This window comes from Actinoplanes campanulatus (assembly GCF_014647795.1).
In the GTDB taxonomy this organism is placed as follows: Bacteria; Actinomycetota; Actinomycetes; order Mycobacteriales; family Micromonosporaceae; genus Actinoplanes; species Actinoplanes campanulatus.
On sequence record NZ_BMPW01000028.1, the window covers coordinates 66,228 to 78,410 of the forward strand.

14 protein-coding genes and 1 riboswitch are annotated in these 12,183 nt (G+C 71.6%); of the genes, 9 read left to right on the forward strand and 5 right to left on the reverse strand.

Going from position 1 to position 12,183, the window contains the following annotated elements:
* Nucleotides 1-24: 24 nt before the first annotated feature.
* Together IEZ13_RS39620 and IEZ13_RS39625 are read left to right on the forward strand one after the other, a co-directional pair.
* Complete coding sequence (locus IEZ13_RS39620) at nt 25-1,959, forward strand: hypothetical protein (protein ID WP_183226690.1); 1,935 nt, start codon at nt 25-27, stop codon at nt 1,957-1,959.
* Nucleotides 1,960-1,997: 38 nt separating this feature from the next.
* Nucleotides 1,998-3,380 (forward strand): glycosyl hydrolase family 18 protein, encoded by a 1,383-nt coding sequence (locus IEZ13_RS39625; protein WP_183226689.1) that lies wholly within the window; start codon nt 1,998-2,000, stop codon nt 3,378-3,380.
* 4 nt (nt 3,381-3,384) lie between these two features.
* Here the strand turns inward: IEZ13_RS39625 and IEZ13_RS39630 are convergent, their stop codons facing one another.
* Nucleotides 3,385-3,798, reverse strand: a complete 414-nt coding sequence (locus tag IEZ13_RS39630) for a hypothetical protein (RefSeq protein WP_183226688.1) — start codon at nt 3,796-3,798, stop codon at nt 3,385-3,387.
* Between the two features lie 114 nt (nt 3,799-3,912).
* Between IEZ13_RS39630 and IEZ13_RS39635 the strand changes: the two genes are divergently transcribed.
* Nucleotides 3,913-4,251 carry a hypothetical protein gene (locus IEZ13_RS39635; protein ID WP_183226687.1) on the forward strand — a complete coding sequence of 113 codons (339 nt, stop codon included), beginning with the start codon at nt 3,913-3,915 and terminating at the stop codon, nt 4,249-4,251.
* A gap of 368 nt (nt 4,252-4,619) precedes the next feature.
* On the opposite strand, the gene IEZ13_RS39640 is transcribed toward IEZ13_RS39635, so the two are convergent.
* A complete protein-coding gene (locus tag IEZ13_RS39640) occupies nt 4,620-5,606 on the reverse strand; it encodes an aldo/keto reductase (protein WP_183226686.1) in 987 nt (328 codons plus the stop codon).
* A gap of 21 nt (nt 5,607-5,627) precedes the next feature.
* A complete protein-coding gene (locus IEZ13_RS39645) occupies nt 5,628-6,482 on the reverse strand; it encodes a helix-turn-helix transcriptional regulator (protein ID WP_183226685.1) in 855 nt (284 codons plus the stop codon).
* 211 nt (nt 6,483-6,693) lie between these two features.
* On the opposite strand from IEZ13_RS39645, the gene IEZ13_RS47135 reads away from it, so the two are divergent.
* Nucleotides 6,694-6,843 carry a hypothetical protein gene (locus IEZ13_RS47135; protein WP_203834068.1) on the forward strand — a complete coding sequence of 50 codons (150 nt, stop codon included), beginning with the start codon at nt 6,694-6,696 and terminating at the stop codon, nt 6,841-6,843.
* On the forward strand, nt 6,801-6,995 hold the full coding sequence (locus IEZ13_RS47140; RefSeq protein WP_203834067.1) for an Lrp/AsnC ligand binding domain-containing protein: 195 nt from the start codon (nt 6,801-6,803) through the stop codon (nt 6,993-6,995). Before IEZ13_RS47135 ends, IEZ13_RS47140 begins: the two co-directional genes overlap by 43 nt.
* A gap of 195 nt (nt 6,996-7,190) precedes the next feature.
* Here IEZ13_RS47140 and IEZ13_RS39655 read toward each other — a convergent pair whose 3' ends face one another.
* Nucleotides 7,191-8,144 carry a GlxA family transcriptional regulator gene (locus tag IEZ13_RS39655; RefSeq protein ID WP_183226684.1) on the reverse strand — a complete coding sequence of 318 codons (954 nt, stop codon included), beginning with the start codon at nt 8,142-8,144 and terminating at the stop codon, nt 7,191-7,193.
* A gap of 169 nt (nt 8,145-8,313) precedes the next feature.
* On the opposite strand from IEZ13_RS39655, the gene IEZ13_RS39660 reads away from it, so the two are divergent.
* Genes IEZ13_RS39660 through IEZ13_RS39675 form a run of 4 tightly spaced genes read left to right on the forward strand, consistent with a single transcriptional unit; the run spans nt 8,314 to nt 10,825 of the window.
* A complete protein-coding gene (locus tag IEZ13_RS39660) occupies nt 8,314-8,940 on the forward strand; it encodes a DJ-1/PfpI family protein (RefSeq protein ID WP_183226683.1) in 627 nt (208 codons plus the stop codon).
* Nucleotides 8,937-9,380 (forward strand): hypothetical protein, encoded by a 444-nt coding sequence (locus IEZ13_RS39665; protein ID WP_183226682.1) that lies wholly within the window; start codon nt 8,937-8,939, stop codon nt 9,378-9,380. Before IEZ13_RS39660 ends, IEZ13_RS39665 begins: the two co-directional genes overlap by 4 nt.
* A 5-nt stretch (nt 9,381-9,385) precedes the next feature.
* Nucleotides 9,386-9,643 carry a DUF3817 domain-containing protein gene (locus IEZ13_RS39670; protein WP_183226681.1) on the forward strand — a complete coding sequence of 86 codons (258 nt, stop codon included), beginning with the start codon at nt 9,386-9,388 and terminating at the stop codon, nt 9,641-9,643.
* Nucleotides 9,644-9,673: 30 nt separating this feature from the next.
* A complete protein-coding gene (locus IEZ13_RS39675; RefSeq protein WP_183226680.1) occupies nt 9,674-10,825 on the forward strand; it encodes a tetratricopeptide repeat protein in 1,152 nt (383 codons plus the stop codon).
* A 25-nt stretch (nt 10,826-10,850) separates the two neighbouring features.
* On the opposite strand, the gene IEZ13_RS39680 is transcribed toward IEZ13_RS39675, so the two are convergent.
* Entirely contained in the window at nt 10,851-12,047 is a 1,197-nt protein-coding gene (locus tag IEZ13_RS39680; RefSeq protein WP_183226679.1) for a benzoate/H(+) symporter BenE family transporter, read from the reverse strand.
* A 21-nt stretch (nt 12,048-12,068) separates the two neighbouring features.
* A riboswitch (ZMP/ZTP riboswitch) is annotated at nt 12,069-12,154 on the reverse strand.
* Nucleotides 12,155-12,183: the final 29 nt, after the last annotated feature.

The window sequence follows — 12,183 nt, forward strand, 5'->3', positions numbered from 1 at the left end:
CGCCGATGTGGAGGTGCCGCCCGGGTGGAAGCCGTCGCTGTCGGGGTCCGGAGAGGCCCGAGTTCCTACCTGGCCCGGCTGCGCCTCGACCGGGCCACGGTGGAGACCAGGTTCGGGCTCCGGTTCGAAACCGTCGACGACGATCTCGGCCCGGCGGCACTCGCCCTCATCCGCCTGGCCGGCGGCGACCTGATCGGTTTCGGTCGCCTGCAATACGACGCCGAGCCGGGGGTCGAGGTCGTGCACTACACGGCCCGGCCCCCGCGCGAGGTGGTCGCCGAGTTGCTCGCCGAGTCCGGCCTCACCCACCAGGACCTGAGCTGGATGAGCGGCGGGCTGCCCGGCGCCGAGTTCGAGCCGGTCGCCCGGTCGGTCACCGAGGCGGTCCTCTACCTCACCGGCGATCCGGACGGCGAGGTTCAGGTAACGACCGACCGGACGGAAGTCCGGCGGGGCGAGCGCACGGTCCTGGTCGACCCCGCCTCGGACGGGCTGCTCGACGCCGCCCAGTGGCAGGAGCACTCCCGCCGGTGCGCCCGCCTGGCCGCCGAGTTGCTGCGGGTGTTCGGGGAGCGCCGGCCCACCGCCGCCGAGCACGAGCGGGCCCGCCACCTGCTGGAGTGCGCCGTCGACTGCGCCGCCGAGGTGACCCGGCTGGTGCCCGCCGGGACCGGGCAGGTGCCGGTGCGCCATCTCTGGACGGCCGACGGGCTCCGGGCCCTACGACAGCGGGCGGCGGACTTCGGCGTACCCCGCATTGATCGTGAGCTGGCGCGGCGCCGCCTGGATCTCGCCGAGTTCGTGGCGGTCTTCGGACCGCCGCCGGTGGACCGCACCGCCCCGATGGAACCGCCGCTGGCCCGGTCCGGCTCCGACGCCAGCATGTTCCTGGATTTCCAGGAGTGCCGCTGCGGCGGCAAACTGCTGTCCTTCGGCGAGCGCAGCCTGCCGGTCGGCGACCACGAGGTGCTGACCGTCAAGGCCCGCTGCACCCGCCGGGTCTGGCACCGCTTCCGGTTCCGGTTCACCGTCCGTCCCGGCACGCTGGGCACCGCCCACTGGCAGATGTCACTGCGCGGCGAGCCGTCGCACCTGGTCGATCCCGGTCAGTGGTTGGTCATGGCGACGGTGTACTCGGCCGGCGACGAGCAGGCGCACGCGATGAACATGAAACTGGCCGCCTCCTCGGTCGAAGAGGCGATGCTGTTCGTGCCGCCCGGCGCCGACGTCGTCCCGGAGGAGGAGATCCGCAGCCGGCACGGACAGGAGATGCTCGCCGCCGGGCCCGACCTGTTCCGGTGGCCGCGGTTGCTCGCCGCCCGCGACGACTACCTGGCGGCGTCCGGCCCGGAGGATCCCGGCCCGGAGCTTCACCCGCTTCCGGCCCGCGGCGTCACCGAGGCGCTGATGTTCATGGATCTGCACCGGTGCGAGTGCGGGACGGCCGAGTTCCACCGGCAGGCGCCGGAGCGCGGCGGCGACCCGGCCCGGCTCACGCTGCGCTACCACGGGGTCTGCCTGGCCTGCCGGCACGAGCGCGCGTTCGTCTTCACGGTGCCGCGCGACGACCCCGACCCGGACCCTCTGGGGTACGGGCTGAGCATGCCCGGCGACGGGCCGTCCGCTCTGCTCGACGCCGGTCAGCTGTGGATGATCGGCGAGATGAACGCGGAGCGGGCGAACCAGCTCGAGCACGCGGCCACCGGCGACTGGGACGACGACAGCTGGGAGGCGATGCTGGCCGCGCTGGCCACGTCGGTCGCCGTCTACGACGAGTTGCTGGCCCTGCTGCCGCCGGGAGCGGGCGCGATGCCGGACGGCGAGTTCCGCACCCCGGCCGGCCGCTCGCGGCTGCGCCACCTTCCGGAGTCGTTCACCCGCGACCATCTGTCCGCCGAGCGCGCCCGCCGCCGCCACCGGCTCGACGAATTCCTGGCAGGCGTCCCGGAACCAGACTGACTCTTTACATCTTCAGTAAACAGTCTTAATAATTGCGCATGCGTCGATCCGTGGTTCTCTCCGTGGCGGCTGTCGTGGCCGCCGCGTGCTCTGCCGTATATGTGGCCTCCACCGCCAGCGCCGCCGCCGCGTGCGCGCCCGCCTGGAGCGCCTCCGCCGTCTACGTCAAGGACAACGTCGCGTCCAAGGGCGGCAACAACTACACCGCCAAGTGGTGGACCCAGGGCGAGGATCCGGCCGTCAAGAGCGGCCAGTGGGACGTCTGGATCAACAACGGCGCCTGCGGCGGCGTCGTGAACCCGTCCCCGTCGCCGTCATCCGCCTCGCCGTCCCCGTCCCCGTCCACATCTCCGTCTCCTTCGACGTCCCCCAGCACCCCCATCCCGGTCGGCGGGCTGCCCAAACACGCCCTCATCGGCTACCTGCACGCCAGCTTCGCCAACGGGGCCGGCTACCTGCGGATGGCCGACGTGCCGGCCGAATGGGACATCATCAACCTGTCCTTCGGCGAGCCGACCAGCGCCACCTCCGGCGACATCCGGTTCACCCTCTGCCCCGCCACCGAGTGCCCGGGCGTCGAGACCGAGGCCGAGTTCATCGCCGCGATCAAGGCGAAGCGGACGGCCGGCAAGAAGGTGCTGCTCTCCATCGGCGGCGCCAACGGCCAGGTCCAGCTCACCACCACGGCGGCCCGCGACAGGTTCGTCAGCTCGGTCAGCGCGATCATCGACAAATACGGGCTGGACGGCGTCGACATCGACTTCGAGGGCCACTCGCTCTCGCTCAACACCGGCGACACCGACTTCAAGAACCCCACCACACCGGTCATCGTCAATCTGATCAGCGCGATCAAAACCCTCAAGACACGGTACGGAGCGGGCTTCGTCCTCACGATGGCGCCCGAGACGTTCTTCGTCCAGCTCGGCTACCAGTACTACGGCTCAGGACCGTGGGGCGGCCAGGACCCGCGGGCCGGCTCCTACCTGCCGGTCATCTACGCGCTCCGCAACGACCTCACGGTCCTGCACGTCCAGGACTACAACTCCGGCTCGATCATGGGCCTGGACAACCAGTACCACTCGATGGGCGGCGCCGACTTCCACATCGCCATGACCGACATGATGCTGGCCGGGTTCCCGGTGGCCGGCAACACCGCGAACATGTTCCCGGCGCTGCGCGAGGACCAGATCGCGTTCGGCGCGCCCAGCTCGGTCAGCGCCGGCAACGGCTACGTCACGCCGGCCGGCGTCCAGCAGGCCGTCAACTGCCTGGTCAAGGGCGCCAACTGCGGTGGCTACACGCCGCGCAGCGGGCTCAACCCGAACTTCCGCGGCCTGATGACCTGGTCGATCAACTGGGACCGGTTCTACAGCTGGGAGTTCAAGAACAGCCACGAGCCGTTCCTGAACGCCCTGGGCTGACGCCTCACCGGGGCTTGAGGGCGTACGCCTGGATGGCGGCGAAGGCGGCGACGACCGCTGCCTGCGCCGCCATCCACACCCGGCCCAGCGTGGTCGCCTCCACCGCGCCGGCGCCGAGCACGACGACGCTGAGCAGCACCCAGGCGACGTTGACCGCGATCACCGTCCGGACGGCGGCGCGGCCGGCCACCGGGCGGGTCGCGATCACCCCGACCGCAATGGCGAAGACCACCAGGAACGCGCCAACCGCGTGCTGCACGGAAACCCGATAGCCGAGAACGTCGGTCAGGACACCGGCCAAAGCCAGGTAGGCGATCCCGTTGGCACCGGTGACCAGGGCATCCGCTTTCAGCACCCACCGCAGCAGTGCCTCGCTGTTCGTTCTCGCCGGGGCCGGAATCTGGTCGGAGACCCGCATCGGTCCTCCCCTTTCACCGTTCGGATTTCGATGAAAGGGACGTTAACGACGCCGTGCCGGACACACGATTACCTCGGAGGTAACGCTGTTGCGGCACACCTCTACCGTGGCCCGGTGATCAAACCGTCCCCGCTCAGCGGTTTCCGGGTGCTGATCGGCGGCGCCATCGGGTTCGTGGTTCTGCTGCTGGTCCTCGACCCGGTGACCCGGCAGGAGGACTGCCAGAACTACCACGCCGCCGGCAACGCCAGCGTCTTCGACGACGAGCGGTGGGACCTGTTCTTCCTGGCCGCGCCGTTGCTCTGGATTCTACTGATCATCGTGGAGCAGCTGCTGCCGTGGACCTGGCGGGGCCGCGGCGGATGGGTGGTCGCCGCCCGGGGGCTCGGCGCCGTCCTGATCGCGATGCTGCTCTCCTGCGCGGACCTGATGATGGTGTCGCTCTGCCACTGACGTCGCGCCGGTGACCGGCCGGGCCACCGAGGTCCCCGGCGGGCGCACACGTTCAGGCGGTCGAAGGCCTGGCGGCCGCACACGGAAGACATCGCGTGCGCGGCCACCACGGCCATATGCCGCGTGCGCGACCACGACACCACCACCGTGCGCGCCCACCCACCCCACCAAACGGCCGTGAGCGGCGGCAGATGAGGAAGTGGCGGTCGCCCGGCCTGCCCCAGCACCGATCTACGCCCGGAGGGCGCGGCACAGGCCGGAGCGGGCAGCGACATCGCGCCGACCGGACGGGACGGCCCTGAAAAGGCGGGGACGAGGTCGCGCGTACCGGAAAAGTGCCGACGGCGAAACGACGACCTCGACCACCTCTAACGGTTGGTCATGCGTTCCATGTGCTCGGGGTAACGGGCGCCGTGCACCTCGATGGCGGCGGCCGCGGTATCGATCTCCTCGACGTCGGCCGTGGTCAGGTCGACCTCGGCGGCGCCCAGGTTCTCGTCGAGGCGTTCCAGGCGGCGGGTGCCGGGAATCGGCACGATCCACGGCTGCCGGGCGAGCAGCCAGGCCAGCGCGATCTGGGCTACCGAGGCGCCCTTGTGGGCGGCGACCGAGGTCAGCAGGTCGACCAGCGCCCGGTTGGCCCGCCGCGCCTCGGCGTCGAAACGGGGCAGACCGGCACGCATGTCGCCTGGCGCGAATTCGGTTTCCGCGTCCATCTTGCCGGTGAGGAAGCCCCGGCCGAGCGGGCTGAACGGGACCAGGCCGATGCCGAGTTCGGCGCAGAGGGGGATGAGCTCCGCCTCCGGGCCACGCCACCACAGCGAGTACTCGTTCTGCACCGCGGCGACCGGCTGGACGGCGTGTGCCCGCCGGACCGTGGCGGCGGCGGCCTCGGACATGCCGAAATGGCCGACCTTGCCGGCCTCGATCAGCTCCTTGACCGCCCCGGCGACGTCCTCGATCGGCACCTGCGGGTCGACGCGGTGCTGGTAGAACAGGTCGATCCGGTCGGTGCGCAGCCGCTTGAGCGACGCGTCGGCCACCTGCCGGATGTGCTCGGGACGGCTGTCCACCCCGTTCCGGCCACCCTGGCCGTCGATGTCGAAACCGAACTTGGTGGCGATGACGACCTGGTCGCGGACGGGTGCGAGGGCTTCGCCGACGAGTTCCTCGTTGACGTACGGTCCGTAGACCTCGGCGGTGTCGAACAGCGTGACGCCCCGGTCGACGGCGGCCCGCAGCAGGGCGATGTTGGCGTCCCGGTCGGGGCCGGGTCCGTATCCGTGGCTCATCCCCATGGCGCCGAAGCCCAGGGCGGACACTTCGAGGCCCTGGCCGAGGGTGCGTTTCTGCACGGTTCTCTCTCCTTGACGAAGTCAGCCGATCTCCTGGGCCGTGACGGCCCAGGAGGCGAGCAGGGCGAGCGCGTGATCGGTCGATGACTGCGGCTCGGCAGTGTAGATCGTCAGCGTCAGGTCGGGTTCGGCCTGCAGGTCCATGGTCTCGTAGTTCAGGATCAGGTCCCCGACGATGTGGTGCCGGAAGTGCTTGACCCCGGTGCCGTGGATCCGCACGTTGTGCGCCGCCCACCGGCGACGGAAGTCGTCGCTGCGGGTGGACAGCTCACCGACCAGGTCGTGCAGGCCCTTGTCGTGCGGGTCCTTGCCCGCCGCGGTCCGCAGGTTCGCCACCGTGATGTCGGCCGCACCGTCCCAGTCCGGGAAGAACCGGTGGGCCGCCGAGTCCAGGAAGGTGAACCTGGCGAAATTCGGGTGCCCGCCCGCGAACGCGTCGCTGTACATGGCGCGGCCCAGCAGGTTCGCGGCGAGCAGATCACCCCGCATGTTGGACAGGATCGCCGGCGCGCTGATCGAGTCGAGCGACCATTGCAGACTGGGCCGGACCGTCCACTGCTTCGGCCGGCGCCGGGGTCGCAGCACCGCGCTGCTGCCGTCCGCCTCGTGGGCGAGCCGCAGCAGGTGGGCCCGCTCGGCCTCGTCCAGTTGCAGGGCCCGGGAGATCGCCTCCAGCACCCCGGCGGACACCCCGGCCAGCGTGCCGCGTTCCAGCTTCGCGTAGTACTCGACACTCATCCCGGCCAGTGCGGCGACCTCGCTGCGGCGCAGCCCGGGAACCCGGCGCTGCCCGGCGGCGGGGAGCCCGGCCCGCTCCGGGGTGATCTTGGCGCGTCGGGAGGTGAGGAAGTCGCGTGCCTCGGCTCGGTTGTCCACGACACGACCGTACGACGCGGTCCGCCCACCTGGGATGTACTGCCGATACACGCATCACCGGCACTCGCCGTGATCATCACATCGATCACGCGCTACGGCGGACGCCGCGCTCGAGGAAGATCCGGGCCGGTCCCCACAGGGTCACCGGACCGGTCGACACGTCTCCCAGCCGGCGGCCGGCGCCCGCATCCAGCGTCTGGAGAAGGCCGGCGTGATCACCGGTTACCGTGCCGTCGTGGACCCGACGGCTCTGGGCCTGAACATCCACGCGGTCGTCCGGCTGCGCACCACCCACGCCCAGCTCGGCCGGGCGCTGGAGTGGCGTCCCGGACCCCGGAGATCGTCTCCACGCTCCGGGTGACCGGCGAGGACTGCCTGATCTTCGAGGTCCACTGCCCACGGTCCGGCCGCCTCGAACAGGTCGTCGACGCGCTGGCCCGTTTCGGCCCGGTCACGACGTCGCTGGTGCTGCGCGCCTATCCGCCCGAACCGCTGACCACCCCGGCCCCGTGACCACCGCGCCGCGACATCCCGCCGCCGGCCCATCCGCAACCGGATCGCCCGCTGTTTCCCGGAGCCTCCGCCCGTTCTGGCCACCCACCTCCTGCATCGGGCGGTCGGGCCGGCCGAAGACCATCGACCGGATCTACGACTCCAGCGCCGCCACCGCCGCCTTCGGCTACCGCCCCCGCTACGGCATCCAGCAGTTCACCGGGCTTCCGAGGTCTGAAACGCCGCACGATACGCGTGCGGGCTGGTGCCGACGATCTTCTTGAACCGATCGCGGAAAGCCGTCGACGACCCGAATCCGGCCTGACCGGCGATCCGCTCGACGGAGTGGTCGGTGGCCTCCAGCAGGTACTGCGCCTGACGGATCCGGGCACGCAGCAGCCATTGCAGCGGCGTGGTCCCGGTCTGTTCCCGGAACCGGCGGTTCAGGGTGCGGCAACTCATCCCCGCCTGCTCGGCGATGTCGTAGAGCGTCAGGGCCCGGTCCGCGTTGTCCTGCATCCATTTCAGCACCGGCTCCAGCTCGGACCCGCGGGGAGTCGGTGGCTGATCATGAACGATGAACTGCGCCTGGCCACCCTCGCGCTCCAACGGCATGACCGAGAGCCGGGCGGCGTCGGCCGCGACCGCCGACCCGTGATCGCGCCGGATCAGATGCAGGCACAGATCGAGCCCGGCCGCCGCTCCGGCCGAGGTGAGGAACTGCCCGTTGTCGACATAGAGAACATCGGGATCGACTTCCACTTCCGGGTACGCCTCCGCGAGCCGCTTCGTGGCCAGCCAGTGTGTGGTCGCACGCTGCCCGTCGAGCAGCCCGGTGGCGGCGAGGACGAACGCGCCCGCGCAGATCGACGCGATCCTGGTGCCGTCGGCCGCGGCCGAACGCAGGGCGTCGAGCACCCGCGGTGGGACCGGGGCGGCCGGATCGGCACAGCCCGGAATGATGATCGTGTCCGCGTCGGCCAGGGCGTCCAGCCCCCATGGTGGCGTCAGATGGAAGGCGCCGGAGTCGACGGGTCCGCCGAGCCCGCAGACGCGGACCCGGTAGGCGGGCCGGCCGTCCGGCAGGCGGGTCCGGTTGAACACCTCGATCGGGGTGGACAGGTCGAAGGGGATGACGCCGTCCAGGGCGAGCACGGCCACGGTGAGCATGGCGCGAAGGTACTGCCCGGGCGGGCCCCCACCAAGCCGCGGACCAGCGCGCCTGTGGATAACTCGTCACTGGCGAGAACCCGTTGATACTCGGCAATCTAGCCACTTCTCGCGGGGACGACCGCTTCCTAGGGTCATCTCGTTCCCCGACGAGAAGGACTGATTCGCGTTGCTTGCACAGATCGTGTTGTTCGACGGTTTCGACCCGCTGGACGCCATCGCGCCGTACGAGGCTCTGATGGCCGGCGGGATCCCGCGGGTCGAGCTGGTCTCCGCCGAGGGGCCGCGTGCCGTCCCCAGCGGGATCGGCCCCCTGGCTCTGAACGCGACCGCCCGCCTGGACCCCGGGCAGGCGGACCTGGTCGTCGTCCCCGGCGCGGCCGCCGCGGCTCTGGACGAGATCCCGGCGGTGCTGGCCCGCGCGCTGGAGACCCCGCTGCCCGGGATGCTCGCCGTCGTCCTGAACCGGCCGGGCGCGATCACGGCCACGGTCTGCGGCGGCTCGCTGTTGCTGGCCATGGCCGGGCTGATCACCGGCCGTCCCGCCACCACCCACCAGCTCGGCCTGGACGCCCTCACCGCGGCCGGCGTCGTGGCGATCGACGCCCGCATCGTCGAGGACGGTGACCTGATCACCGCCTCGAGCGTCACCTCCGGCCTGGACCTGGGTCTCTACCTGCTCGAACGAACCCTGGGCGCCCCGTCCGCCCACGCCGTCGAACGCCTCTTCCACCACGAACGCCGAGGCACCGTCTGGCGCCCCGCCCCCACCGCTTCCCAGCCGGTCACCCGATGACGAAGTTCCTGTTGTCCGTGCACGTTCTCGCCGCGATCATCGCGATCGGGCCGGTCACCGTCGCCGCCAGCATGTTCCCGGCCGCGATCCGGCACGCCGGAACCGGCGCCGGCCGGGATCTCGCCGTGCCTCGCTCGCTGCACCGGATCTGCCGGGTCTACGCCGCGCTCGGCATCGTGGTCCCGGTGTTCGGCCTCGCCACCGCGAACAGTCTCGGCGTCCTCGGCGACCCGTGGCTGCTCACGTCGATCGCGCTGACCGCGGCCGCGGCGGCCGTGCTGGTGCTGGCGGTCCTTCCCCGTCAGAGGCTGCTGCTGGCCACCGCGGACGACACGAGGGCACCGGCCCGGCTGGCCATGTTCACGGGGCTCTTCAACATCCTGTGGGCGGTGGTCACCGTGCTGATGATCGTGCGGCCCGGCTCGACCACCGGAGCGTGACACCGATGCTCCTCCGTATCGCGGCCACGGCCGAGCTGGGGACTCTACTGGTCCTGTTCTCGAATCTGGCCACCGTCCACTCGCCGGTGGTGTCCTCGGCGATCGGCCCCGTGCACGGCTGCTCGTACCTGTTCGTGATCGTCCTCGCCATCCGGGAGGCCAGATCCGCCGGCACCCGCCTGGCAGCCCTGGTCCCGGGCATCGGCGGCCTTCTGGTCCTGCGCCGCCTGGCCACCGAACGGCAGCACGGCCGGGCGTCCTGATCCTGGGTGGGGCGGGCATAATCGCCAGCCGTGAGTGGAGTGGCGTCGTATCAGCGGGCGAGCGCCCTGCTCGACGTCGGCCGCGACGCCCAGGCCGTCGAGACGCTGCGGGCGGCGCTGGCCGAAACCCCGGACGACGCCGCCCTTCTCACCCTGCTCTCCTTCGCGCTGCGCCGCCGGCGTGACCTGCCGGGAGCACTGGCGGCCGCCGAGGCCGCACTCGCTGCCGAGCCCGGCCGCCCGGAAGCACACGTCGAACGCGCCGAAACCCTTCTCGCCCTGCTACGCGACGGCGACGCACGTGCCGCCGCGGAGCAGGCCGTCCGCCTGGCCCCGGACCGGCCGTCCGGGCATCTGGTCCTGGCCCGCGCCCTGGCCGCCGACCGCCACTTCGCCGAGGCCCGGGCCGCCGCCGCACGCGGGCTGGCCCTGGCGCCCCGCTCGGTCGAGGCCCTGCTCACGGTGGCCGACGTGGCCCGCGACGCCGGCCGCCGTGACGAGGCCGAGGAGGCGGCCCGCACCGCTCTGCGTATCGATCCGGACAGCGAGTACGGCCGCTGGGTGCTGGCGATGCTCGACGCCGAGCGCCTCCGCGTCCGCCGCTCTCTACGCACTCTGCGTGATGTCGCGCGGGACAACCCCGGCCGCCCGAACGTGCTGTCGATGACGTGGCCGATCCGCCGGCTGGTGTCCGGTCTGCGCCGCTGGCTCACCGTGGCCGTCGTGCTGACATGCGCGGCCGCCCTGATCGCCGTCCGGTTCCCGCCGATGCTGCTGCCCAGCCGCGCGATGGCAGCCACGTTCGTGCTGTTCGCGGCCGGTTTCAGCGTTCGTCTGCTGCTGCCGGCCGGTGCTCTTCCCTGGCGCAGCCTCCGGCTGACGCCGCCGCTGCTGCGCCGGTCGCTCTACGCCCGCATGGTCACGGCGGTCGTTCAGACAGGGCTCCTCATCGGGTACGCCGTAAACTCGACGACCCTACTGACAGTGATCGCGGTCGTCCTCGTACCCGTGCAATTGCTCTTGGGTCTGACCGCTGCCATCGGCGCCCATCTCGACGATCCGGGCCACCTGCACGCGCTTCGCGACATCGCCCGCCAGCTCCGCGAGTTGCGTGCCGAGCTGCGCCGATGGTGGGCCGACACCCGCCGCGACCTGCGCGACGCCTGGCGCGACGAGCCGTGACCACCACACCGGGCTGACGATCGGCTCAGACCGTCACCTTCGCCTCGCGGCGGAACGCTCCGGTGGCCGCCGCGGTGAGCAGGCCGGCGATCAGTCCCCAGAACGCCGAACCGACGCCGAGCAGTTCGATGCCGGAGGCGGTGGCCAGGAGCGTCACCACGGCGGCCTCGCGCCACCGGTCGTCGCGCAGGCCGGTGGTCAGCGAGCTGCCGATCGTCCCGAGCAGGCCGATCCCGGCGATCCCGAGCACGAGCACCGCGGGCAGCGCGGCCAGCAGTGAGGTGATGGTCGCCCCGAGCGCGGCCACGCAGAGGTAGAACACGCCCGCCCACACCGAGGCGAGATACCGGCGTCTGGGGTCGGGATGCGCGTGCGGGCCGGTGCAGATCGCCGCGGTGATCGCGGCCACGTTGAGGCCGAACGCGCCGAACGGGGCGAGCACCAGGTTCACCGCCCCGGTCCAGGTGATCAGCGGCGACACCGGCACCTGGTAGCCGTCGTTGCGCAGCACGGCGACGCCGGGCAGGTTCTGCGACGCCATGGTGACCACGAACAGCGGCAGCGCCACCCCGATGATGGCCTGCCAGGTGAACGACGGCATCGTGAACACCGGCGACGCCCAGCCGAAACGCACCTCGCCCGGCCGGAACGAGCCGGTCGCCGCGGCCACCGCGATCCCGGCGGCCAGCGCGGTGAGAACCGCGTACCGGGGAAGGAACCGCCGGGCCACCAGGTAGGTGCCGAACATGGCGGCGATCAGTGGCAGCTCCTGGTTGGCGGAGGCGAACAGGCCGATGCCGAACTGGATCAGGACACCGGCGAGCAGCGCGGACGTCAGCGACGTCGGCACCCGGTCCATCATCCGCCCGAACCAGCCGGTCACGCCGGTCAGCGTGATCAGCGCGGCGGACACCACGAACGCGCCGATCGCCTCCCGCATGGTGGCGCCTTCGAGGCCGGTGACCAGCAGTGCGGCGCCCGGCGTGGACCAGGCGGTGACGATCGGCGCCCGGAATCGCAGTGACAGTCCGATGCAGGTGACGCCCATGCCGACGGCGAGCGCCAGCATCCAGGAGGCGAGTTCCGCGTCGTCGGCGCCGGCCGCGCGGGCGGCGCTGAACACGATCGCCGCCGAGCTGGTGAAGCCGATCAGGACGGCGAGCAGTCCGGCGTTGACCGCGGACGGTGGGGCGTAGTCGAGAATTCTGCGCTGGTCGGGCAAGGCTCACTCCGCGGGGGTGGGACGGATCGCCCAGGCGCGCGGCACGGCCGTGTCGGCGGGCCGCTTCCCGGTGGTGCCCCACCTCAGCGCCAGTCACGGCCCACCGGCAGCCTACGCGACGCCGGTGGCACCATGC

Excerpts from the sequence above, each read along its gene's own strand:
- IEZ13_RS39625 (WP_183226689.1), top strand. The coding sequence starts at position 1,998 with ATGCGTCGATCCGTGGTTCTCTCCGTGGCGGCTGTCGTGGCCGCCGCG.
- IEZ13_RS39630 (WP_183226688.1), bottom strand. The coding sequence starts at position 3,798 with ATGCGGGTCTCCGACCAGATTCCGGCCCCGGCGAGAACGAACAGCGAG.
- IEZ13_RS39655 (WP_183226684.1), bottom strand. The coding sequence starts at position 8,144 with ATGCTCACCGTGGCCGTGCTCGCCCTGGACGGCGTCATCCCCTTCGAC.
- IEZ13_RS39665 (WP_183226682.1), top strand. The coding sequence starts at position 8,937 with ATGACGAAGTTCCTGTTGTCCGTGCACGTTCTCGCCGCGATCATCGCG.
- IEZ13_RS39670 (WP_183226681.1), top strand. The coding sequence starts at position 9,386 with ATGCTCCTCCGTATCGCGGCCACGGCCGAGCTGGGGACTCTACTGGTC.